The organism is Gilliamella sp. LMG 34361 (genome assembly GCF_984569075.1).
The window spans coordinates 1022494-1046882 of sequence record NZ_OZ474903.1 but is presented as its reverse complement, the minus strand read 5'-3'; the positions used below and the strand labels follow the sequence as shown (position 1 = coordinate 1046882).

The 24389-nt window shown below is 32.8% G+C and carries 18 protein-coding genes; 7 read left to right on the top strand and 11 right to left on the bottom strand.

Going from position 1 to position 24389, the window contains the following annotated elements; genetic code table 11:
* The first annotated feature begins 12 nt into the window (after positions 1-12).
* The 4 genes from AC5LXI_RS04875 (at position 13) to citG (ending at position 5683) form a co-directional block, all read left to right on the top strand.
* Positions 13-1254, top strand: coding sequence for a Bcr/CflA family multidrug efflux MFS transporter (locus tag AC5LXI_RS04875; protein ID WP_493443767.1), 1242 nt, complete (start codon positions 13-15; stop codon positions 1252-1254).
* A 2-nt stretch (positions 1255-1256) separates the two neighbouring features.
* On the top strand, positions 1257-1778 hold the full coding sequence (locus AC5LXI_RS04870; RefSeq protein ID WP_493443766.1) for a gamma carbonic anhydrase family protein: 522 nt from the start codon (positions 1257-1259) through the stop codon (positions 1776-1778).
* 105 nt (positions 1779-1883) lie between these two features.
* Positions 1884-4763, top strand: coding sequence for a DNA translocase FtsK 4TM domain-containing protein (locus tag AC5LXI_RS04865; protein ID WP_493443765.1), 2880 nt, complete (start codon positions 1884-1886; stop codon positions 4761-4763).
* 26 nt (positions 4764-4789) lie between these two features.
* On the top strand, positions 4790-5683 hold the full coding sequence (citG, locus tag AC5LXI_RS04860; RefSeq protein ID WP_493443764.1) for a triphosphoribosyl-dephospho-CoA synthase CitG: 894 nt from the start codon (positions 4790-4792) through the stop codon (positions 5681-5683).
* Positions 5684-5746: 63 nt separating this feature from the next.
* On the opposite strand, the gene AC5LXI_RS04855 is transcribed toward citG, so the two are convergent.
* The gene (locus AC5LXI_RS04855) at positions 5747-6910 is read right to left on the bottom strand and encodes an MFS transporter (RefSeq protein WP_493443763.1); all 1164 of its coding nucleotides are present in this window, start codon (positions 6908-6910) and stop codon (positions 5747-5749) included.
* A gap of 252 nt (positions 6911-7162) precedes the next feature.
* On the opposite strand from AC5LXI_RS04855, the gene AC5LXI_RS04850 reads away from it, so the two are divergent.
* Together AC5LXI_RS04850 and AC5LXI_RS04845 are read left to right on the top strand one after the other, a co-directional pair.
* Positions 7163-9022, top strand: a complete 1860-nt coding sequence (locus AC5LXI_RS04850) for a beta-glucoside-specific PTS transporter subunit IIABC (RefSeq protein WP_493443762.1) — start codon at positions 7163-7165, stop codon at positions 9020-9022.
* Between the two features lie 10 nt (positions 9023-9032).
* Entirely contained in the window at positions 9033-10436 is a 1404-nt protein-coding gene (locus AC5LXI_RS04845; RefSeq protein ID WP_493443761.1) for a glycoside hydrolase family 1 protein, read from the top strand.
* A gap of 55 nt (positions 10437-10491) precedes the next feature.
* Here the strand turns inward: AC5LXI_RS04845 and AC5LXI_RS04840 are convergent, their stop codons facing one another.
* Positions 10492-11634, bottom strand: coding sequence for an AAA family ATPase (locus tag AC5LXI_RS04840; protein WP_493443760.1), 1143 nt, complete (start codon positions 11632-11634; stop codon positions 10492-10494).
* 319 nt (positions 11635-11953) lie between these two features.
* The gene (locus tag AC5LXI_RS04835) at positions 11954-12481 is read right to left on the bottom strand and encodes an RNA ligase family protein (RefSeq protein WP_493443759.1); all 528 of its coding nucleotides are present in this window, start codon (positions 12479-12481) and stop codon (positions 11954-11956) included.
* Between the two features lie 308 nt (positions 12482-12789).
* On the opposite strand from AC5LXI_RS04835, the gene AC5LXI_RS04830 reads away from it, so the two are divergent.
* Positions 12790-13257 carry an AraC family transcriptional regulator gene (locus tag AC5LXI_RS04830; RefSeq protein WP_493443758.1) on the top strand — a complete coding sequence of 156 codons (468 nt, stop codon included), beginning with the start codon at positions 12790-12792 and terminating at the stop codon, positions 13255-13257.
* Positions 13258-13330: 73 nt separating this feature from the next.
* Here AC5LXI_RS04830 and AC5LXI_RS04825 read toward each other — a convergent pair whose 3' ends face one another.
* From AC5LXI_RS04825 to AC5LXI_RS04790, 8 genes are all read right to left on the bottom strand, one after another.
* On the bottom strand, positions 13331-15166 hold the full coding sequence (locus tag AC5LXI_RS04825) for a hypothetical protein (RefSeq protein ID WP_493443757.1): 1836 nt from the start codon (positions 15164-15166) through the stop codon (positions 13331-13333).
* 187 nt (positions 15167-15353) lie between these two features.
* The gene (locus AC5LXI_RS04820; RefSeq protein WP_493443756.1) at positions 15354-17150 is read right to left on the bottom strand and encodes a hypothetical protein; all 1797 of its coding nucleotides are present in this window, start codon (positions 17148-17150) and stop codon (positions 15354-15356) included.
* A gap of 116 nt (positions 17151-17266) precedes the next feature.
* A complete protein-coding gene (locus tag AC5LXI_RS04815; RefSeq protein ID WP_493443755.1) occupies positions 17267-18220 on the bottom strand; it encodes a hypothetical protein in 954 nt (317 codons plus the stop codon).
* 187 nt (positions 18221-18407) lie between these two features.
* Positions 18408-20243: a hypothetical protein gene (locus tag AC5LXI_RS04810; RefSeq protein ID WP_493443754.1), complete on the bottom strand. Its 1836-nt coding sequence runs from the start codon at positions 20241-20243 to the stop codon at positions 18408-18410.
* Between the two features lie 162 nt (positions 20244-20405).
* Positions 20406-22241: a hypothetical protein gene (locus tag AC5LXI_RS04805; protein ID WP_493443753.1), complete on the bottom strand. Its 1836-nt coding sequence runs from the start codon at positions 22239-22241 to the stop codon at positions 20406-20408.
* Positions 22242-22271: 30 nt separating this feature from the next.
* Complete coding sequence (locus AC5LXI_RS04800; protein ID WP_493443752.1) at positions 22272-22574, bottom strand: hypothetical protein; 303 nt, start codon at positions 22572-22574, stop codon at positions 22272-22274.
* Between the two features lie 48 nt (positions 22575-22622).
* On the bottom strand, positions 22623-22925 hold the full coding sequence (locus tag AC5LXI_RS04795) for a hypothetical protein (RefSeq protein WP_493443751.1): 303 nt from the start codon (positions 22923-22925) through the stop codon (positions 22623-22625).
* A gap of 745 nt (positions 22926-23670) precedes the next feature.
* Positions 23671-24363: a response regulator gene (locus AC5LXI_RS04790; protein WP_493444257.1), complete on the bottom strand. Its 693-nt coding sequence runs from the start codon at positions 24361-24363 to the stop codon at positions 23671-23673.
* Between the last annotated feature and the right edge of the window lie 26 nt (positions 24364-24389).

Here is a 24389-nt window from a genome sequence, read left to right as displayed (position 1 = left end):
AGGAATGACGACGTGCAAAAACAAGCGCCACAAGTTAACATTAAAGTTTCTAAACAAGCACTGATTTTTATTCTTGGTTTCATATCAATGTTGATGCCATTATCAATTGATATGTATTTACCAAGTATGCCTACTATTGCCAAGCAATTTAATGTCGCTGACTCCACTGTTCAACTGACAATCAGCTGTTATTTATTAGGATTTTCGTTAGGTCAACTATTATTTGGCCCACTGACTGATAGTTATGGACGACGAAAAGTTCTAACTAGCGGTTTAATTATCTTTATAATCGCTGTACTGTGTTGCGGTCTAGCTGCCAGTATCAATCAATTAATCACTGCGCGTTTTTTTCATGGAATAGCAGCATCAGCAACCACAATTGTCATTAATGCTCTAATGAAAGATATCTATCGCGATCGTGATGAATTTTCTAAAATGATGTCTTTTGTGATGTTGATATCTAATGTAGCCCCATTACTCGCACCAATTATAGGTGGTTTTATTCTATTTTGGTTTGACTGGCAAGCTAACTTTTATGCCCTCTGCTTGATGGCTATCGTCTGTTTTGCCATGGTGATAATCAATATCCCTGAAACATTAGCTAAAGCCAAACGTGATAAATTCAGTCTAACCCGAATATTGAGTAATTTCATCGCACTGTTTAGACATAGGCAAGTATTTACTTATATGATGATTGGGGCATTTTCTGGAGCAGGTTTATTTTCCTTCTTAAGTTTAGGGCCATTTGTCTATATGAACTTACACGGTGTAGCATCAACTAATTTCGGTTATTACTTTGCAATTAATGTTATCATTATGGTTTCGATGAATACGCTTAATAGCCGGATAGTGAAACGAGTTGGTTCGATTAACATGATACAGTTAGGTTTATTCCTCCAGTTCACCACAGCCATCGGCATGGCAATAGTGAGTTTATTTGACTTAGGTTTTATTTTTTTAGTAGCCTGCATTGCCGGTTATATCGGATGCATCTCAACCATAGGTGGTAATTGTATGGCAGTCATTCTCGATTGTTATTCGCATATAGCAGGTACCGCCTCTTCACTTGCTGGCACTCTGCGTTTTGCTGTTGCTGGGGCTATGGGAGTATTGCTTTCCGCCCTCGTTTCAACACATACCACATCAACAGTAACGAGCAATTTAACCGAATGGTTAATGGTGGGATCAATGATAATTTGCAACTTTCTTGCTACTGGACTATTTTTGAGTGTCAAAAATATAAAAAGGAAATAATGATGATTTATCAATTAGGTGACTTAAAACCGCAAATTAATCCTACTTGTTTCATTGCCAAATCAGCTGAGATTATCGGTGATGTTATTTTAGAAGAAAGTGTATCCATCTGGTTTAATGCGGTTTTACGCGGTGACATTGCAACCATTCATATTGGTAAAAATAGCAATGTGCAAGATAACAGCACAATTCATATAGAAACCGATATCCCATGTCTTGTTGGTGAAAATGTCACTGTTGGTCATAATGTTATTTTACACAGTTGTACTATCGAAGATAATGCCTTAATTGGTATGGGGAGCACTATTTTAAATAATGCGAGAATTGCCAAAAACTGTTTAGTAGGTGCTAACTCACTGGTTACACATAGCTTGCCTTATGAGGAAGGTTGTTTAATTATGGGGTCTCCAGCTAAAATTATTCGTAAACTTACGGATGAAGAAATTCAAGCTAATATCAAAAATGCACAACATTATGTATTGAATGCAAAAAGGTTCAAGCAAACCTTAACCCTATTGAATTGATACTGACTAATAAATAGGTTTTTATCCACCATTCACACTATCAGTAGGTCCAATTTATGATAAAATATTCGAAATTTATAATTAAGATAGCTTTTAGGTACTTGTTTGAAAATATCTAAAATAACAAGAAGGCAGATTATCGCGCAATTAATCCTATTATCATTAATAGGATTGTCTGTTTGCTTATTTTTATCACTGTTTACTTACAACCCATCTGATCCTGGTTGGTCACGTACAGCTTGGCACTATCCTATTAGCAATTTCGGTGGTTATATTGGTGCATATATTACTGACATTTTATTTCAATTTTTTGGATTAATCGCCTATAGCCTGCCCGTCATTATTATCTTCTTCTGTTTACAATTAATGGCGTATTTTTATCGTCATGCCAATGATCCAATTAACTATTTCAGTGTCTCGTTTCGAATTATTGGAATTTTAGCCTTTGTGCTTAGCTGTTGTGGCTTTTTTACACTTAATATTCGCGACCCAGAACAATTTCAAGCTGGTGGTTATCTAGGCTCAATAGTCGTTGAAAGCCTTTTACCTGTTATAAGCAGCTTAGTCGCCTCATTAGCCTTACTAGCAACAACGTTAGCTTGCGTAACATTACTAACTGGTTTCTCTTGGCTTTATCTGTTTGAAAAAATTGGCGCATTAGTTATGTTAATTTTATCACCAATAAAATGGCTATTTACGCCAGATAAAGTTCCACAACCTACCGATTCGAATCAGGATAACGAATCTGTAACAGAAATGCAGCCGAAGTTTGATTTATCTATTGATGCTGATGGTAGTGATAATAAAGGTATTGATTTAATCAAATTGACGACAAATAATTCAGCAATATTAGCAGAATCGGATACAACTCAACTAAACCCTAGTTTATTAAAAAATGATGAAAAATTCATAAAAACCGCAGCGCAATTATTGCAAACAATTGAGGCAAATACGTCAACCAGCGAAAACACTCAATCGACTGAAAACGTATCTAAAAAAGAAATGGATCCTGACGCAATCTTAGCGCGAATGGAAAAAATTCTAAAAAATATGAATGAAGGCACGACAAACGACATAAGTTCATTTGATGGACAAGCTAATAATCGTGAGGTCATACAACCTTTTGAAGAAGATAAGTACGCTATTGCCGATGCACCAAGCAAACCTTTATTCACTATGAGACAAGAACCAGAAATTAATCTAAATATTACGTCTCAAGAATCAATTGAGCCAATGCTAGCGGACAAAATAACACCAAGTATTACACATCAATATAATAATACTAATGATATTCCAAACAATTTTGAGATACCCGAAGATGTTGATATATCACTTCTTAAAGAAGAAAATCCACTCATCGATGATATTTATCAAAATGAGGTTGTTATTGAAGAAAATCAGCAACCAATTAATAATGAAATAAAAAAAGTTGAAGTTGAGGAAGATAGTTTTATTCATCCTTTATTAAAGCGCAATGATAAGCCTTTAAAAAAACCAACGACACCACTACCTTCGTTAAATTTATTAACGCCACCGCCGACAACTCGTATTGAAGTTGATCATGCGGCGTTAAACGCAATGTCAGAGCAAATCGAAAAAAGTCTCTCCGATTATCGAGTTAAAGCTAGAGTTGTCGATTATCTACCAGGACCTGTTATCACTCGCTTCGAAATTGAACTGGCACCGGGTATTAAAGCTGCCAGAATATCAACACTGGATCGAGATTTAGCCCGCTCATTATCAATGCCTTCTGTGCGTGTTGTCGAGGTTATACCTGGTAAACCTTATGTCGGTATTGAACTACCTAATCAAAATCGACAAACCGTTTATTTCCGAGAAGTCTTAGATAGTCCACAATTTAAGGATGCACAATCACCACTAACAGTCGTATTAGGGAAAGACATTGCAGGTCAATCTGTTGTTGCCGATTTAGCTAAAATGCCACACTTATTGGTTGCAGGAACAACGGGTTCAGGTAAATCAGTTGGTGTTAATGCCATGATATTAAGCATTTTATATAAATCACAACCGGAAGATGTTAGATTTATAATGATCGACCCGAAAATGTTAGAACTGTCGATTTATGAAGGAATACCTCATCTATTAACCCAAGTGGTAACTGATATGAAAGATGCGGCTAATGCGCTTAATTGGTGTGTTAATGAAATGGAGCGCCGCTATCGATTAATGTCAGCTCTGGGCGTTCGTAACATCGCTGGTTTTAATGAGAAAATCAAGCTTGCTGAAGAAATGGAACGGCCAATTCCAGATCCACTCTGGAAACCAACCGATAGTATGGATCTAGAAATGCCGACGCTTGAAAAACTTCCATATATTGTGGTTATGGTTGATGAATTTGCCGATTTAATTATGGCTGTTGGTAAAAAAGTAGAAGAGTTAATTGCTCGACTTGCCCAAAAAGCCCGAGCTGCAGGTATTCATTTGGTACTAGCAACTCAAAGACCTTCTGTTGATGTTATTACCGGTTTAATTAAAGCCAATATACCAACCCGAATTGCATTTACAGTTTCAAGTAAAATTGACTCGCGAACCATTTTAGATCAAATGGGCGCGGAATCTCTGCTTGGTATGGGTGATATGCTCTATTTAGCACCTAATAGCTCTATTCCTATTCGTGTTCATGGTGCCTTTGTTCGTGACGAAGAAGTTCATGCAGTCGTACAAGACTGGAAAGCACGGGGTACGCCTAAATATATCGAAAATGTGACAGTTTCAAGCGATGATAATGAAGGTAGTAGCTTTGATATGATCGACCAAGAACTCGATCCACTTTTCGATCAAGTAGTCGCATTTGTAGTTGAAACTCGTCGAGCATCAATTTCTAGCGTCCAACGCAAATTCAGAATCGGTTATAATCGCGCGGCACGAATTGTAGAACAAATGGAAGTTGAAGGTATTATAAGTGCACCAAGCCATAATGGTAATCGTGAAGTTCTTGCGCAAACATCACCTAACGATTATTAAACTCAAGTTTGAAGGCAAACCTGTTAATGAGTAATTACTTATCACAAATTAGTCGCTTAGAATCAGAATTACTTAATCATCAAGCTTTAAGTTTACCGCCTGTACTAGCTTTAAAAGCATTGATTCGAGAGATCTGTTTATCACCTAAACCTGGATTGGTTGATATGAATAATAATGGCGCACATCAAGATATGAATTTTCAAACATTCATAAAAAGTATTAGTGCCATTTCAAGTTGGTTTGAGAATTTTTATCAGTACGGTAAAAGCAATGCCAACATGTCTACTTCTGATTTTTTAGTCAATATTAGACCGATTGGTCTTGAATGTGAAAAAGCGATGTTTGATGCAACTAACCAAGTTAATACCCATAAAGGCGGAATATTTGCTTTTGGTTTATTGCTGAGTACTATTGGTAAATTAACGCAACTTAAATTACCAGTTACTGCGCCTATAATCTGTAACGAGGTAGCCAATATTTGTCAAGGTATGGTCGAAAACGAATTATCACATAATAACCACCATAATTCAGTAGGAGAACGACTTTTTAAACAACATAATCTTACTGGAGCAAGGGGTGAAGCAGAATCAGGTTATAAGACGGTTAAACAGATATCATTACCAGTTTATCAAAAAATGTTAAATAGTGGTTACAGTGAGGAATCTGCTTTATTACAAGCGATGTTATATTTATTAGCCTACAATCAAGATACCAACTTAGTTTCCCGAGGAGGACTTGAAGGTTTAAAATTTGTACATAAAGAGGCTAGGGATTTAATCAATCAAGGTGGCATCATGCAACAAAATGGTAGGGAAAAAATGCTAAGATTAGATGACGAACTAATAAAACGTAATTTAAGCCCCGGCGGTTCAGCGGATCTAATTGCCGTTACTTGGTTCCTAGCTAACTATTCAAAATAATATCTATCCTTCAAATACTAAAAAAATTTATCTATCTAATTAGCCTATTTTTTTATAAAAATTTTAGCCAATGTCGCTTTTAAATTTTATCCAATAGATTATTGATAAAATTGCAGCAATGATGGCTATGCCGGCTAAGCTAAAATAAGCCATAGTCATCGACCATTTCAAACTGATCACGCCAACAATAATAGGGAAAAGAGTCATACCTAATGCATAAATAGCTTGAAACAATCCCATAGCAGCTGAACGAGCGTACGATGGCACATCTATCATTGCTTCAAAATTTAAAAATGAAAATAGAATACCTGTCCCTATACCAGGAATAATTTGTAAGAGCAAAATAGCGTAAACGTGCGATACTTGAGGTATGAAAATACAATAAAGTGCCAATAATAAAAAAGATGAAATAACCCAGCTTGAAGTGCTTAATAAATCAATCCACTTAGTCGCACCTAATCTAGCAAATAAAACTGATGATAACATATAGACAATTGAGGAAATGCCAATTAAAAAGGCGTTACCCCCTAAATCACTTAGTATCTGATTGGTAAAAGACATTGTGGTAGACATTTGAATTCCTTGCTGGATTAAAGCAAGAAATGAAAAAAATAATAATTTTCGATTACATAATGCACTAAATAAAAGATGATAATTAAAATCATGATGGATCTTTTCAGGATATTTGAGTTTTATTGCTAAGATAAAAGCCAATAATCCACTTAAACAGCTGAGTAAACAAATCCCTACCATATGAATGTAATCATATAACAATGTACTAGTTAGAAAAGCTAAAAACACACCAAGGTTATTCACCATTATGATTAAACTGGTTGCATACCCTTTTTTAGATTTAGGATAAAAACCTAAAAAAAGCACCATAAAAGATATCCACATTGCACTTGCGAAACCAGAAATTATATTACCGATAAAAAAGCCGGTGCCATTTGGTTCAATAACCCTAATCACAGAGGCAATTCCAGCCAAAAAAGCACCTAATATAATGAAAATTTTGTGTTTTTCTTTTACATTGGCCAATATTCCAACTGGCAATCTTAAAAATAATTGTGAAAAACCATAAGCACTAACCACCATTCCAATTAAATTTGTCGATAGATTTATCGCCGCAAGATAAGGTGTTTGATAAGGAATATAGATATATTGTGCATACCAGAAAAAAAACACGATACACAATAGTAAGTATGACTTCTTTTTGGCTGATTTCATTTATTCACAATTTAATACGTACAATTATTGGTTCTAAAAATATATCTAAATAAATTATTTAGCAATATTTAAGGCAAACTTGTCTAATTTTTTAAACTATGCTAGCTTGAAATGAGTTAATAACGTGATAAAAATTAATCTCACTAAAGACATACTAAACTCAACTTTATAAATGATATTATAACGATAATTTTTAGTGTATTTAGTCTTTTTTATCAGTGTATAACCATTCTTTAAGTAATGGAGAAAATAATGGACTATCAAAAAATTGCACAGCAAATACTTGAATTGGTGGGCGGTAAAGAGAATATTATCAGCTTAACACACTGCTTTACTCGCTTACGATTCGAATTAAATGACAATAAACTGGCTAATCGCGAAAAATTATTACAGACAGAAGGCGTGATTTCGGTCGTTGAAAGCAGCGGGCAATACCAAGTCGTACTAGGTAACAAAGTCGACAAAATTTATGATCAATTACTCCCTTTAATCGGTGAATTATCACAAAATAAGCAAACAGAACCTAAAGTATCTTTTGGAGTAAAAATATTGAATGCCTTTGCGGCTATTTTTACACCGATAATCCCTGCTATTGCTGCTTCCGGTATGTTAAAGGGAATTTTAGCTATAGCTGTTATGATAGGTAATTATTACTATCAAACTGATATCAAAACCTATAACACCTATACGATTTTACATGCCGCATCGGATGCGGTTTTCTATTTTATGCCAATTATATTAGGTTACACTGCGGCTAGAGTATTTAAAGCTCATGAATTTATCTCAATGATCGTCGGTGCAACATTATGTTATCCATCAATCGTCAATTTAATGGCAAGTAAAACCGAAGTCACTCTGTTTACCATTGAACTGACTAAAGCAAGTTACACATCTAGCGTTATTCCAATTATATTGGCGGTGTTTATTTTAAGTTATGTGCAAAAGTTCTTAGATTATATCATCCCTGAAGTATTAAAAATTATCATGGTGCCAACCTTTTCATTACTCATCATGATCCCTGCTACACTACTTATTTTCGGCCCAATTGGTATCTATATCGGTGAATTTATAAATTGGATCTATTACTACATTATGGGAGTTAGCCCTATCTTATTAGGTGCATTTATTGGGGGTGTATGGTGTATTTTAGTCATCTTTGGTGCACACCGTGCTATTGTACCAATCGGCATTAATGACGTAGCTCAAACTGGCCGTCAAAGCTTACTTGCGTTTGCTGGGGCAGCAAACTTTTCTCAAGCGGGGGCAGCATTAGGTGTATTTTTCAAAACAAAAAATAAAAATTTAAAAACAGTTGCCGCATCCGCTACAATTACAGCTTTGTTCGGTATTACCGAACCTGCAATTTATGGCGCTAACTTGAGATTAAAAAAACCAATGGTTTGTGCAGTTATATGTGGTGCGCTTGCCGGTGGATTAATGGGCTGGGGTGGATCTTATGGTACAGCCTTTGCTAACCAAGGCGTATTAACAATACCGGTTTATGCTGAAGCCGGAACAAAAGCGTTCTTATGTTACTTAATTGGTATAGGTTTCGCATTTTTTGGGTCATGCATTATGACGATGATTGTTGGATTTAGCGATATACCAAATGAAGAAGAGACAAAGATAATTCAAACATCATCTAGTAAACCACTAACAAACGATACAACCATTCTATCACCAGTTGAAGGTGATGTGATTCCTCTAAATCAAGTCAAAGATGAAGCATTTTCCTCAGGTGCCATGGGAAAAGGAATCGCAGTTTATCCTAAAGTTGGTGAAATTATTGCCCCTGAAGATTGTACCGTTACAGCACTCTACCCAACTTTACATGCAATGGGGCTAAAATTAGATAATGGTATTGAATTACTAATTCACATTGGTATTGATACGGTTAATTTACAAGGTAAATACTTCCAGTCTTATGTTCACGCTGGTCAACATATTACTAAAGGAACCAAATTAATTTCATTTGATATTGATAAAATAAAACAACAATTTGATTTAACCACTTCGATTATTGTGGTTAATTCCGATCAATATAAACATATAGAATATTGTCAACAAGCTCAGGTTAGTGAAAAAGACGATTTATTATTTATTCAAGTTTAGAGGTTTAGTTATGAAAGCTTTCGCTAAGGATTTTTGGTGGGGTGCATCATCTTCAGCATTTCAAATTGAAGGTGGATGGGATACAGATGGCAAAGGAATGACCGTTGCCGATTATAATTCATTTCAACGTTCTGCTATACAAGCAGATAGTAAAGTCGCTAGTGATTTCTATCATCATGTCGAAAGCGATATTGCTTTATTTAAAGAGTTAGGACTGAAAACTTATCGTTTTTCAATATCATGGGCGCGTATTATTCCCGATGGAGATGGTGAAATAAATCAAGCGGGAATTAATTTCTACAACAAAGTCATCAATGAATTAATCAAGAACGATATCATTCCATTTATCACTCTTTATCATTTTGACTTACCATTCGCCTTAGTTGATAAATATAATGGCTGGCAAGATCGTCGTTGTGTTGATGCATTTAGACGTTATGCGCAAATCTGTTATAAGGCATTTGGCGATCGAGTGAAACATTGGCAAATTAATAATGAACAAAATCTGATGATCCGTGTCAACGAAAGAATGAACATGTATAAAGTTGCTCCGCATGATGTTGAAAAAGTAAGGGCGCAAATGGATTATCATATGTTTGTTGCTCATGCGATGGCGACCAATGATTGCCATGAATTAATTTCTAACAGTAAAGTAGGACCAGCGGTATCATCAACCATGACCTACCCTGCAAGTAACAAACCGATGGATGTTTGGGCCGCCAAAATGAATGATAATTTCAAAACCAATTACGCACTTGAAATGTACTGTTTTGGTGATTATCCAGGCTATTATAAAAATTACTTAAATCGCTGCGATATTTACCCTATTACTCAGGTAGAAGATGCACAAATTTTAAAACAAGCAAAGCCGGATTTTATTGCTGTAAATTACTATCGGACTTTAGTGGCTAGTTACCTACCCGAAGATGAAAACCATCCATTTGGTAGCAAAGAAAAATATATCGATTTTGATCTTTATGGTTATTTCAGGATCGAGAAGAATCCAAACTTGGTCACCTCAACTTATGGTGCTCAAATTGATCCTATGGGATTACGCCTTGTACTAAATGAATATTATCGCCAATATCGTTTACCGTTAATTATTACTGAAAATGGCTTAGGCACTCCTGATATCTTAACCGATGACAATAAAGTACATGATGATTATCGAATTGATTATATCAAATCACATATTTTAGCTTGTCATAATGCGATTGAAGATGGTGTTGAACTATTCGGATACTGTCCATGGTCAGTAATTGATTTATTAAGCTCACATCAAGGTTTTAAAAAACGTTATGGCTTTGTCTATGTTGATCGAGATGATCATGACCTAAAAACCCTTAATCGAATTAAAAAAGATAGTTTTTATTGGTATCAACAAGTCATCAAAGACAATGGGATAAAAGAATAGTTAATACAATATAAAGATGGGCTTTAAAAAAGCCCATCATAACTCATATTAAATATCATAAATTTACTAAATATGTCACTTTATGCACCTCAGTCGGTAATGGCACTTGCCATTTAGAAAGCATTTGGGTAATTTTCTTATTTGGTAAGCTAGTATCTCGGTTTGAATTGCGTTGATACAATGTTTTTTCTGGCTGCTCAAGATAAACAATTTCAACTTCTGCATGATATGCATAAAGTAAATCCAATGCTTTTTGGCGTATATCTCGCGATAAATGAGTAGCATTCCAAATAAATGGTTGATTGTCTCTTAAATATTGTTTTACTTTAGCTAATACAAATTGGATCACTAATCCTTCATTTTGACCATGCTTTAATTTCAGTTCACTCCTTGCATCATCATATGAGGCAACTGGTAATTGCGGATAATATTTAGTTACCCAACTATTTTTACCTGAGGCAGGCAAACCTGACATTAAAATAACCTTAGGTCCTGATTGGCGATAAAATACATAATCAGGCAACATTTTACTATTTCGAAAATAGTGTACTCGGATGTAATCATCTATAAATTGCCGCGCTTGATATAAACACCCTTCTTCCAAAGCTAATTGCTTGAAAAGTTCAACCTCATCAAGTAGTCGATGCTTATCATCACAAATACGACCTTGGATATTAGCCTTTGCATGCATACATAACATCCAGACAGGAAGTTCCCATGATAGCCGATGAATTAACCATTGCGGTGATTTGTTATTGCTATCATCATTCAAAGCATAAAATGGCACTTGATGTGATCCAATAATCCGACAAATTTTCTCTCTTAACTCAAAATCAATGCCCAATCGCCATAATAGTATTCGACTACTAATCGATCCTTTTAGGGAATGTCTTGGTTGTGAAATTCGACCACTGTTTTCATCAATAATGGTGGTTTCTGGTTTGGCGATATCATGTAATAAGGCGGCCATAAATAGCACAAACTTTTGATCATCGGAAGATTTTGCAAACTGATCTTGAGCTATCAAGGATCTTAATACCATTTGAGTATGAATCCAGACGTTTCCTTCGCCATGATAAGTAGAGTCTTGTGGTGTCGTCATCAGTTTATTCAACGAAGGGATACATTCCAACCACTGATCAAAGTTATCTTTGCTGATACTGTAGGCGATCTCTTGTTGTAATTGCGAATAACTCATAAATCACATCCAAATATTATTCCAATTTATTGTTATTTGTGGCGTTTAATCTCGTTTTTTTAACTTATTGATTAAGAATAAACCATTGTTGTAAAGGGTATTGCCCTGCATCTAAAATAGATTGTACAAAATCTTGTCTTAGCCATTTTAAACATCCCATTATGGTATATTCTGATTCAATCTTTAAATATACACTTTCTATCGCATAAGTGTTATCACACTATTGCCAAGCTTTAATTAAATCAAATTTTTCTTGTATAATTTTTTTCAAAATAACTTTTCCATTCATCTGTTTTAACTAAAGCATATATAACTAACGCTAATAAGTCACCCAATCTTTGCGGTGCGATTCCCGAATACAATACGGGAACAGATAAAATAGGACCATTAGCAATAATTGATGACGCTTTTGGGTTGATAAAAAACAGTTATTATGTCTATCCCAAATATCAAATTTACAAAAATAGTGTGGTAATGCATCATAAAAAATAGAATGTTTTTTATGTAACCATTCACCATACATAATATAGCGATCTTCTAAACGTTCAATTAACCAGTTTTCATGAACGGTTGCCCAGTGTTTAAATAGATTAAACTGACGTTCTTGACTGTCCCCTATTAAGTAATGACCGCGTGATTGTAATAATAGCTCACCACTTTGCGAAAAACTAATTGCACAATTAGCGCCATCGAGTTTTTCTTCAACCACAATATATTGCCCTATTAATTGGTTATAGGGTAGCTGGCCATGCTCACTATCACCCAATTGTAAGCGTGAACTTTGCAAATGTGGAGTTCGTGGGTATTTAATTAATTCTAATTTTTGAATATAAGTTTCCATTGTCATTTTGTTTTCTCCGAAAAATTAGGGAAAACCGACAAGGCGAAGATCTGAAGATCTATAGATTGAACTGCAACGTAAGTGCTTTAGAAAAAGCTGAAAGACAATATAATAGAAGATACCATGTCGGCATTAAGATAAAGTATTGAATACAGGCAATTTGCCACCTCACAAAAAATTAAATATTAGACTTAAAAAACGGCGCCATTATTATTTTCAGCGGATATATTGTCAAGTAAAATTGGATTTTTTATACACGCAATAAGTGTTAAGATTCAACAAGATGATTACCATTGATAAATTATGAGGTTTATATGGATGTCGAAATTGTACTCTTCCCGATGACACAGTTAGCCGTTATTGAGCATTATGGCGCGCCCGAGTTAGAACATGAATCAGTAAACAAACTGATAAAATGGCGACAAGAAAATCAGCTTTTAGATAATAAATATAGAAACTACGGCATTCATTATACCAATCCTAAAATAACACCAGCGGAAAAACATCATGTCGATTTTGGTATTGCTATTAACCAACCTATTGCTAATAACATTTATGGAGTAATAAATAAAACGATTCCTCAACTTCGCTGTGCAAAAGCCAGAGATATAGGTTCGAGATATCATAATCAAGCTATTATTTATTTACTGGAAAAATGGTTACCAAATAGTGGAGAAAAACTGGGAGATTTTCCCCCAATTTTTCATCATGTTAATGTTGGTACAAGCGTAAAACCTGAACAGATGATAACGGATGTTTATTTACCTTTGTTAGAAAAATAATACTTATTATAATTACGATAACAGTAAGTTCTATCAAAACTTATTGTTATATTATGTTATTTAGTCTGTACTGTTATTTTTTAAAATGTTCAAATAGCATTATTTCAAATCCATCCGGATTAAATGGTAACTCATCATAAAGTTGCGGATGCTCTTTATCTTGAATATCACTTGTTGTAAACCGCACATGCTCTTTATTATCAAGGTATTGATTTTCTATATCCCTTTGTTTGGATATCTCAATATGGTTAGTTTTAACACCTTGTTCATTGAATCTTTCTAAAATAGCGATAGTGTTTTTCTTTTTAATCGTTTTATACGTTCGAATAATATTACCTTGAGCATTTTTTATGACTTGTGAGACAGGTAAATATTGCCCGCTTTCATATTCCGACTCTATCACTAACTTCGGCACAATATGACTTTCAATGACAGTTAATTTACTTCGAATAGGGGAGTTCTTTTTGTAATCAAACTCGGTTGTTAACCATTGCACACGGTTTTTTTGTAATGTTGAGACAATTTTGCCCATGACTTTTTCCACTCGAACATAAGTAGGTTGCGCTATTGCCTCTTCAACACTGTTTAACGGTGTTAATTGACCTTTGTCATTAATCACAAAAAAGTGAATACCATTTTCAAGAGATTTAAGTTGCACTGAAGGTAAAGAGATAGCCGTTTGTTGCCATTTGGTTTTATCAATTTTCTTATATTGATAATTATTATCTATTTCAACTTTTATTAAATCACTGTATTTTTCTTGAGGTGATTGATTTTCGGCTTCAATTAGCGTTAAAGGTGCTTGATGAGGAAAGTTCTTATAGCGTTCAGCCATAAAATTGGGGAAAGGTAGTTTATGATAATAAACTTGGTTCGGTTTAATACCTAAATACTGAGCTCTTTTAAGCGCTTCTTCATCGTGCTTAGAGTTATCCCTGATACCTTGCTCAAACATTGAATCGGTTAGTAATGCATTACTCTTTTCGACGTTCATTACTAACTTATTGTAAGGATAAGGCTCTTCCAAATCTTTGTCAAAATCGAATATTTCAGGTTCGGCGTTATTGGTTTTTATTACTTTACCGTTTTTATTTAATATCTCATTTTTTACGCGAGAAGTGTTCTCATAATTAGTCACACGATTAGTTATATTGCCTTCATTATCAAAGAATTCATTAATTGAGTAGATCTCTCCTTGATGAATAATATTTTCGATAGAGTATAGCCCGGTTTTTGTATTTTTCCTGATCGCTTTTACCATCTCTCCTTTATCATCAAAAAACACCTCTGAATCATAAATAATATTATTTTTAGTATCGTATTTTTCTATTTTAAGATATTTCAGATTAGTATTATGCCAATAATCATAAATATAACGGCTGATGGATGCTAAGCCTCTTTTTTGAATACTGACCACAATGCCGTGTTTTTTTTCGACTCTTAAATAACAAGGTAATTTGTAGACCTCGTTAAATGACCCTTTTGGTTGTAACTGTTTATTTTCATCTAAGGTATAAAAATAAACGCCATCGTCTAATGATTGAAATGAATCAGTCGGGTAGATAACTTCGATAATATTTCGATTAAGTCGCAATACTTTGCTATATTGATAATTTTCATTTAACTGTACTTGTGCAATGCTCTGCATTGCCATTATATACATCTCTGGGATGGTTTCTAAATGAGATAATGATGGATATAAAGTTTTATTAGGGATTCGATCTTCATTATCCAAAGCGGGCAAATAATCAAGTTGGTAATAAGTTTTATTAGGTAAAATTCCCTGTTTTTTTAATTGTTTGACGATTGGTGCTTGTTGCTCGTTCATTTTTACCTTTGCAATCACATATTGAGTTGATCCAATCCCTACTAAAAAAAGAAGTAAGAATGTTTTCACTAATTTCTGCATATTTTCTCCAATACAGTTCTTTATTTTACTTAGCTATTTTTCAATAATTGTTTAGTTTTTAGGGAAGTAGTTTATTGATTAATTTTGTTCTATCTCTATTTCTTTTATTTGGGAACTTACCATTTCCGATTTATAATCGCTCTGCCGATCGTGTCTTCAACTCAAATAAATTGTTTTATCTGTACTGTTATTTTTTAAAATGTTCAAATAGCATCATTTCAAATCCATCCGGATTAAATGGTAACTCATCATAAAGTTGCGGATGCTCTTTATTATCAAAATATTGATTTTCAATATCTTTTTGTTTGGATATCTCAATATGATTAGTTTTAACGCCTTGTTCATTGAATCTTTCTAATATAGCGATAATATTTTTCTTTTTAACAGTTTTATACGTTCGAATTATATTACCTTGAGCATTTTTTATGACTTGTGAGACAGGTAAATATTGCCCACTTTCATATTCCGACTCTATCACCAACTTCGGGACAACATGGCTTTCAATGACAGTTAATTTACTTCGAATAGGGGAATTCTTTTTGTAATTAAACTCGGTTGTTAACCATTGCACACGTGTTTTTTGCAATGTTGAGACAATTTTGCCCATGACTTTTTCCACACGAACATAAGTTGGTTGCGCTATAGCTTCTTCAACACTGTTTAATGGTGTCAACTGACCTTTGTTATTAATCACAAAAAAGTGAATACCATTTTCAAGAGATTTAAGTTGCGCTGAAGGTAATGAGATAGCTGCTTGTTGCCATTTGGTTTTATCAATTTTCTTATATTGATAATTATTGTCTATTTCAACTTTTATTAAATCACTGTATTTTTCTTGAGGTGATTGATTTTCGGCTTCAATTAACGTTAAAGGTGCTTGATGTGGAAAATTCTTATACCGTCCAGCCATAAAACTCGGGAAAGGTAGTTTATGATAGTAAACTTGCTTTGGTTTAATACCTAAATACTGAACTCTTTTAAGCGCTTCTTCATCGTACTTAGGGTTATCACGGATACCTTGCTCAAACATTGAATCGGTCAGTAATGCATTACTCTTTTCGACGTTCATTACTAACTTATTGTAAGGGTAAGGCTCTTCCAAATCTTTGTCAAAATCGAATATTTCAGGTTCGGCGCTATTGGTTTTTATTACTTTACCGTTTTTATTTAATACCTCATTTTTTACGCGAGAAGTGTTTTCATAATTAGTCACACGATTAGTTTTTATATCTGAATTATTATAATATTCTTCGATAGAATAAATATCATCCTGATGAATAATATTTTCAATAGAATACTGCCCAGTTTTTATATTCTTCCTGATTGCTTTGACCATTTTTCCGTTATCATTAAAAAATATCTCAGAATCATAAATAATATTATTGTTATTATCTAGCATTTCTATTTTCAGATATTTTAGGCTATTATTTGGCCAATAATCATACTTGTAATGAGAAATGGCTGCTAGAGGTCTTTTCTGAATACTTACCACAATGCCGTGTTTCTTTTCGACTCTTAAGTAACAGGGTAATTTGTAGACCTCGTTAAATGACTCTTTTGGTTGTAACTGTTTATTTTCATCTAAGGCATAAAAATAAACACCATCGTCTAATACTTGAAATGAATCAGTCGGGTAGATAATTTCGATAATATTCCGACTACGTTGTAATACATCACTATATTGGTAATTTTCATTTAATTTTACTTGTGAAATATTCTGAATTGCTAAGTTATACATATCTGGGTGAGTCTCTAAATCTGATACTAATGAATATAAATTTTCATTAGGGAAACTATATTTATTATTTAGAGCAGGTATAACTTCATATTGAAAATAAACCTTTTGGGGTAAAATTCCCTGTTTTTTTAATTGATTGACGATTTGTACTTGTTGTTCGTTCATTTTTACCTTTGCAATCACATATTGAGTTGATCCAATCCCTGCTAAAAAAAGAAGTAAGAATGTTTTCACTAATTTCTGCATATTTTCTCCAATACTGTTCTTTATTTTACTTGCCTATTTTTCTATTATTGTTTAGTTTTTAGTGAAGTAGTTTATTGATTAATTTTGTTCTATCTCCATTTATTTTATTTAGGAACTTACCATTCCCAATTTATAATCACTCTGCCGATCGAGACTAGCTTATTATATGGGTAAGGTTCATCCAAATCTTTGCCAAAATCGAATAATAGTGGATTTATATTATTTATTTTTATTACGTTACCACTTTTATTTAATACCTCATTTTTTACACGGAACGAATTCTCATAGTGAATTACACGGTTAGTTTTGGTATTTTTATTATTAAAATACTCTTCAATAGAATAAATATCATCCTGATGAATAATATTTTCAATAGAATACTGCCCAGATTTTATATTCTTCCTGATTGCTTTTACCATCTCTCCTTTATCATCAAAAAACACCTCTGAATCATAAATAATATTATTGTTATTATCTAACATTTCTATTTTCAGATATTTTAGGTTGTTATTTGACCAATAATCATACTTGTAATGAGAAATGGCTGCTAGAGGTCTTTTCTGAATACTTACCACAATGCCGTGTTTCTTTTCGACTCTTAAGTAACAGGGTAATTTGTAGACCTCGTTAAATGACTCTTTTGGTTGTAACTGTTTATTTTCATCTAAGGTATAAAAATAAACACCATCGTCTAATGATTGAAATGAATCAGTCGGGTAGATAATTTCGATCATATTCCGACTACGTTGTAATACATCACTATATTGGTAATTTTCATTTAATTTTACTTCTGCAATGCTCTGAATTGCTACGTTATACATATCTGGTGGGGGAGTCTCTAAATCTGATACTAATGAATATAAATTTTCTTTAGGGAAACTATATTTATTATTTAGAACAGGTGTAAATTCATATTGAAAATAAACCTTTTGGGGTAAAATTCCCTGTTTTTTTAATTGATTGACGATTTGTACTTGTTGCTCGTTCATTTTTACCTTTGCAATCACATATTGAGTTGAGCCAATCCCTACTAAAAAAAGAAGTAAGAATGTTTTCACTAATTTCTGCATATTTTCTCCAATACAGTTCTTTATTTTACTTGCCTATTTTTCAATAATTGTTTAGTTTTTAGGGAAGTAGTTTATTGATTAATTTTGTTCTATCTCCATTTATTTTATTTAGGAACTTACCATTTCCGATTTATAATCACTCTGCCGATCATGTCTTCAACTCAAATAAATTGTTTTATCTGTAGTGTTATTTTTTAAAATGTTCAAATAGCATCATTTCAAATCCATCCGGATTAAATGGTAACTCATCATAAAGTTGCGGATGCTCTTTATCTTGAATATCACTTGTTGTAAATCGCACATGCTCTTTATTATCAAAGTATTGATTTTCTATATCCCTTTGTTTGGATATCTCAATATGGTTAGTTTTAACGCCTTGTTCATTGAATCTTTCTAAAATAGCGATAATATTTTTCTTTTTAACAGTTTTAAATGTTCGAATAATATTACCTTGAGCATTTTTTATGACTTGTGAGACAGGTAAATATTGCCCGCTTTCATATTCCGACTCTATCACCAACTTCGGGACAACATGGCTTTCAATGACAGTTAATTTACTTCGAATAGGGGAATTCTTTTTGTAATCAAACTCGGTTGTTAACCATTGCACACGGGTTTTTTGTAATGTTGCGACAATTTTGCCCATGACTTTTTCCACTCGAACATAAGTAGGTTGAGCTATTGCCTCTTCAACACTTTTTAACGGTGTTAACTGACCTTTGTTATTAATCACAAAAAAGTGAATACCATTTTCAAGAGATTTAAGTTGCGCTGAAGGTAATGAGATAGCTACTTGTTGCCATTTAGTTTTATCAATTTTCTTATATTGATAATTATTATCTATTTCAACTTTTATTAAATCACTGTATTTTTCTTGAGGTGATTGATTTTCGGCTTCAATTAGCGTTAAAGGTGCTTGATGAGGATAGTTCTTATAGCGTTCAGCCATAAAACTCGGGAAAGGTAGTTTATGATAGTAAACTTGTTTTGGTTTAATACCTAAATACTGAACTCTTTTAAGCGCTTCTTCATCGTACTTAGGGTTATCACGGATACCTTGCTCAAATATTGAATCGGTCAGTAATGCATTACTTTTTTCGACGTTCATTACTAACTTATTGTAAGGATAAGGCTCTTCCAAATCCTTGTCAAAATCGAATATTTCAGGTTCGGCGTTATTGGTTTTTATTACTTTACCGTTTTTATTTAATATCTCATTTTTTACGCGCAACGAGTTTTCATAATGGCTGACTTTATTAGTTTTAATGCCTTCATTATCAAAGAACTCATCTATTGAGTAAATATCTTCTTGATGCACGATAGTTTCAATAGAAGATTGTTTTGTTTCTATATTTTTTCTGATCGCTTTTACCATCTTTCCTTTTTCATCAAAGAATACCTCAGAATTATAAATAACTTTTTTATTGTTATCATACATTTCTAATTTAAGATATTTTAAGCTGTTATTAGACCAATAATCATATTTATAATGGGTAATAGAAGTTAAAGGTCTTTTTTGAATACTCACCACAATGCCGTGTTTTTTTTCAACCCTTAAGTAGCTTGGTAATAAGTAGACATCGTTGAATGAGTTTTTCTTTTGTAACTGTTTATGTTCATCTAAGGTATAAAAATAAACGCCATCGTCTAATGATTGAAATGAATCAGTAGGATAGATAACTTCAACAATATTTCGATCTAGTTGTGTTACCTGGCTATATTGGTAGTTTTTATTTAACTGCACTTGTGCAATGCTTTGAGTCGCCATTATGTACATATTTGGATTGGTTTCTAATTCATTTACTGATGAATGTAAACTTTTTTCAGGGAAACTGTCTTGATTATCCAAAGCTGGCAAATAATCAAGTTGGTAATAAGTTTTATTAGGTAAAATTCCCTGTTTTTTTAATTGTTTGACGATTGGTGCTTGTTGCTCGTTCATTTTTACCTTTGCGATCACATATTGAGTTGATCCTATCCCCAATAAAAAAGGAACTAAGCAGATTTTAACTAAAGTCTTCATATACTTTCCAGTTCTTCTGTCAATGATACTAATTGAGTAATAAAGTAGAGGTAAAACACTCAATGTATTGCTCAATTGAACTATGACTAATCAGTTTATTATTACGATAACAGTAAGTTCTATCAGCACTTATTGTTATATTATGTTATTTAGCGTGTACTGTTATTTTTTAAAATGTTCAAATAGCATCATTTCAAATCCATCCGGATTAAATGGTAACTTATCATAAAGTTGCGGATGCTCTTTATCTTGAATATCACTTGTTGTAAATCGCACATGCTCTTTATTATCAAGGTATTGATTTTCTATATCCCTTTGTTTGGATATCTCAATATGGTTAGTTTTAACGCCTTGTTCATTGAACCTTTCTAAAATAGCGATAATATTTTTCTTTTTAACCGTTTTATACGTTCGGATAATATTACCTTGAGCATTTTTTATGACTTGTGAGACCGGCAAATACTGCCCGCTTTCATATTCCGACTCTATCACCAATTTCGGGACAACATGGCTTTCAATGACAATTAATTTACTTCGTATAGGGGAATTCTTTTTGTAATCAAACTCGGTTGTTAACCACTGCACTCGTGTTTTTTGTAATGTTGCGACAATTTTGCCCATGACTTTTTCCACACGAACATAAGTAGGTTGAACTATAGCTTCTTCAACACTGTTTAACGGTGTCAACTGACCTTTGTTATTAATCACAAAAAAATGAATACCATTTTCGAGAGATTTAAGTTGGGCTGAAGGTAATGAGATAGCTACTTGTTGCCATTTAGTTTTATCAATTTTCTTATATTGATAATTATTATCTATTTCAACTTTTATTAAATCACTGTATTTTTCTTGAGGCGATTGATTTTCGGCTTCAATTAGCGTTAAAGGTGCTTGATGAGGATAGTTCTTATAGCGTTCAGCCATAAAACTCGGGAAAGGTAGTTTATGATAGTAAACTTGGTTCGGTTTAATACCTAAATACTGGGCTCTTTTAAGCGCTTCTTCGTCGTACTTAGGATTATCACGAATACCTTGCTCAAACATTGAATCGGTCAGTAATGCATTACTCTTTTCGACGTTCATTACTAACTTATTGTAAGGGTAAGGCTCTTCCAAATCTTTTTCAAAATCGAATAATAGTGGATTTATATTATTTATTTTTATTACGTTACCACTTTTATTTAATACCTCATTTTTTACACGGAACGAATTCTCATAGTGAATTACGCGGTTAGTTTTGGTATTTTTATTATTAAAATACTCTTCAATAGAATAAACATCCCCATCATGCTGGATTGATTCAATAGCCAAATTCCCGGTTACAGTATTTTTCCTAATATTTTTCTCTATTTTTCCATAATCATTAAAAAATGTTTCTGAGATATAGATAATATTGTCATTATTATCAGTCATTTCTATTTTAAGATATTTTAGACTGTTATTCGGCCAATAATCGTACTTATAATGAGAAATGGTAGCTAAAGGCCTTTTTTGAATACTTACCACAATGCCGTGTTTCTTTTCGACTCTTAAATAACAGGGTAATTTGTAGACCTCGTTAAATGAATCTTTTTTTTGTAACTGTTTATTTTCATCTAAGGTATAAAAATAAACGCCATCGTTTAATGATTGAAATGAATCAGTAGGGTAGATAACTTCGATAATATTTCGATTGCGTTGTAATACTTCATTATATTGATAATTTTTATTTAATTTTACTTCTGCAATGCTTTGAATTGCTAATTCATACATGTCTGGGTGAGTTTCTAAACCTGATAATGATGAAAATAAATGTTCCATTGGGACGCTATCTTCATTTTCAAAGGCTGTCATAAAATCATATTGATAATAAATTTTATTAGGTAAAATTGATTGTTTTTTTAACTGTTCTATGGTTTTTATTTGATGTTCATTCATTCTTACCTCTGCATAAACATAATCAACCGTTATTATCCATAGCATAAAAGGAAACAAGTATATCTTTATTAAGCTTTTCATATTATCTCCTAACAAGCTTTCTTAATGTAATTATATAATTAATAATAAAATTCCATTATTTGATACGATTAATTTATCATGAAAAATATTGATTGGATTGGCAACTAGTTCGGAAGGGAACCAGCCATAGCTTTCTCGGTACCTATTAGGTTTACTATATTTAATATGCAAGTCATTCATATCAGCTTCTGTTAAACCATTGGTACGAGCTCGAACCATAGCATGCTCAATTTTATCTTCGTCAGTTACTAGCTTATCAATTTTCTTTGCTCTCGATTTATCATCTATTTTTGCTCTCGTAAATTGATCCATATTTGTTTTTGAGCAACACATAAAACCATCCTTTAATTATTTTTATATCTAAATTTAACTTCCGCTTCCTCATAGCCAGAATGGACTACTTCGATTTTCTCTTGCGCAGATGAGTTGTTGTGCGATATGAGTTTTTTGGAAAGTAAGACTATTAGATTGGCGAAGAATGGCATCAACAGAGATTTGTTTATCGGTGCAGGTAAAGTTGATTTCATAACGCCATGGTTGGTTTAAATCATCCCACCCAGAGAGTGATAGAAAGGATAAAGTGGTGGTAATAAGTTGGCCGTCAATCGTTAAATGATAACGGTTAGAGGGATGACTATCTACCAATGTATTAACTGCATTTTCCATTTGCTTTATTATAGTCATCCATATTTCTCACTATATTATAATTTTTCTATTAGTTTTAGTTAATTGGTAACAATAACCAATATTATGTAAAATAAGCTATTTTTTTTAACAATTCAATTATTTTTACAAATAATATACATGCGTTTTGAAGCAAGATAACGTAAATAAAAGTGAGATGCACATAAATTGTTTCTTAATAAAAAATTAACATATAGTTTATGAATTTAATCAGTCAAAATGATCAAATGTTATTGAATTATTTACAGTCTAACTTGAATAAATATAATCCCGTGACAAGGGTAAATAGAATTTAAAATGTGTATTTATTTATTAGAAAATTGAGTTTAATAATACCATACTGTTTAGAAAACGAATTAACCCGATAAAAAAGAACTAATACATCAAAAAAAATCAAAATAATCTCACCATTAAATTGATTAACCCAATAGGGTGATCAGCACTTTGTTAATGTTTTATCGTCAAGCCCTAATCATGTTTTATTAACAAATAGAGTGTCAGATCGATTTTTTTGACGGATAAAAGTAAAAGTACCATCTTTACTGATTTAATTATTTTCAGTAGTTACGACTCTTCCTATAGACATACGCTTACTTCTATCATTTAATACTGCAATTTAAACTATCCAACAATTGAATTAATTCAATCTAACATCATATATTTGCGCGATAAAATAACGAATAAGCATATTTATATAATCATAAATTATATAATCTAGGATTAATAATCAAATCTGTGAAAACAGTTACTTTCCTAAGCGTTTATAGAGCCTTTCAGGACGGCCTATTTTGCCATGGTTAAGCTCAACCGTTAACAATTTAGTTTGCACACAATATTCTAAGTAACGTCTAGCGGTAGTTTTACTAATATTTGCTTTTTCAACAATTTGATCTACCGTTTGTGGTTGATTTGTATGCATAAACAGATCTTTCACTTTTTGTAAGGTAATTTCTTCAATACCTTTGGAGTGACGGTTAATATCAGCAAAATCTTTAGTTTGTAAATTAAAAAGTTCATCAATTCGTCTTTGATTAACATGTTTTTGTAGGCTTTGACGATATAAAAATAGTTCAAAACGTTCAAGTGAATGTTTCAAGCGCTGATAAGATACCGGTTTGATTAAATAATCAAAAGCACCAAAACGTATCGCTTTACTACAGGTATCCATATCACTCGCGGCAGTAATAAAAATAACATAACAATTTAAGCTATTATTAATAATATGTTCAAATAATTCGATACCTTTACCATCTGGTAAATAATTATCTAGTAAAATTAACGTTGGTCTTAACTTTTCAATCATTATTTTGGCTTCTTCCAATGAAGATGCAATACCAATAACTTCTACTTTAGTGTCCCGTTGAATAAATTCGGCATTTAATTCAGCTAAAATAGGCTCATCTTCAACAATGAGAACTTTAATTGTATCTTCTTTTATTTCATACATATTTCATTTACCTCTGT

Excerpts from the sequence above, each read along its gene's own strand:
- AC5LXI_RS04870 (WP_493443766.1), top strand. The coding sequence starts at position 1,257 with ATGATTTATCAATTAGGTGACTTAAAACCGCAAATTAATCCTACTTGT.
- citG (WP_493443764.1), top strand. The coding sequence starts at position 4,790 with ATGAGTAATTACTTATCACAAATTAGTCGCTTAGAATCAGAATTACTT.
- AC5LXI_RS04855 (WP_493443763.1), bottom strand. The coding sequence starts at position 6,910 with ATGAAATCAGCCAAAAAGAAGTCATACTTACTATTGTGTATCGTGTTT.
- AC5LXI_RS04850 (WP_493443762.1), top strand. The coding sequence starts at position 7,163 with ATGGACTATCAAAAAATTGCACAGCAAATACTTGAATTGGTGGGCGGT.
- AC5LXI_RS04845 (WP_493443761.1), top strand. The coding sequence starts at position 9,033 with ATGAAAGCTTTCGCTAAGGATTTTTGGTGGGGTGCATCATCTTCAGCA.
- AC5LXI_RS04840 (WP_493443760.1), bottom strand. The coding sequence starts at position 11,634 with ATGAGTTATTCGCAATTACAACAAGAGATCGCCTACAGTATCAGCAAA.
- AC5LXI_RS04835 (WP_493443759.1), bottom strand. The coding sequence starts at position 12,481 with ATGACAATGGAAACTTATATTCAAAAATTAGAATTAATTAAATACCCA.
- AC5LXI_RS04830 (WP_493443758.1), top strand. The coding sequence starts at position 12,790 with ATGGATGTCGAAATTGTACTCTTCCCGATGACACAGTTAGCCGTTATT.
- AC5LXI_RS04825 (WP_493443757.1), bottom strand. The coding sequence starts at position 15,166 with ATGCAGAAATTAGTGAAAACATTCTTACTTCTTTTTTTAGTAGGGATT.
- AC5LXI_RS04820 (WP_493443756.1), bottom strand. The coding sequence starts at position 17,150 with ATGCAGAAATTAGTGAAAACATTCTTACTTCTTTTTTTAGCAGGGATT.
- AC5LXI_RS04815 (WP_493443755.1), bottom strand. The coding sequence starts at position 18,220 with ATGCAGAAATTAGTGAAAACATTCTTACTTCTTTTTTTAGTAGGGATT.
- AC5LXI_RS04810 (WP_493443754.1), bottom strand. The coding sequence starts at position 20,243 with ATGAAGACTTTAGTTAAAATCTGCTTAGTTCCTTTTTTATTGGGGATA.
- AC5LXI_RS04805 (WP_493443753.1), bottom strand. The coding sequence starts at position 22,241 with ATGAAAAGCTTAATAAAGATATACTTGTTTCCTTTTATGCTATGGATA.
- AC5LXI_RS04800 (WP_493443752.1), bottom strand. The coding sequence starts at position 22,574 with ATGTGTTGCTCAAAAACAAATATGGATCAATTTACGAGAGCAAAAATA.
- AC5LXI_RS04795 (WP_493443751.1), bottom strand. The coding sequence starts at position 22,925 with ATGACTATAATAAAGCAAATGGAAAATGCAGTTAATACATTGGTAGAT.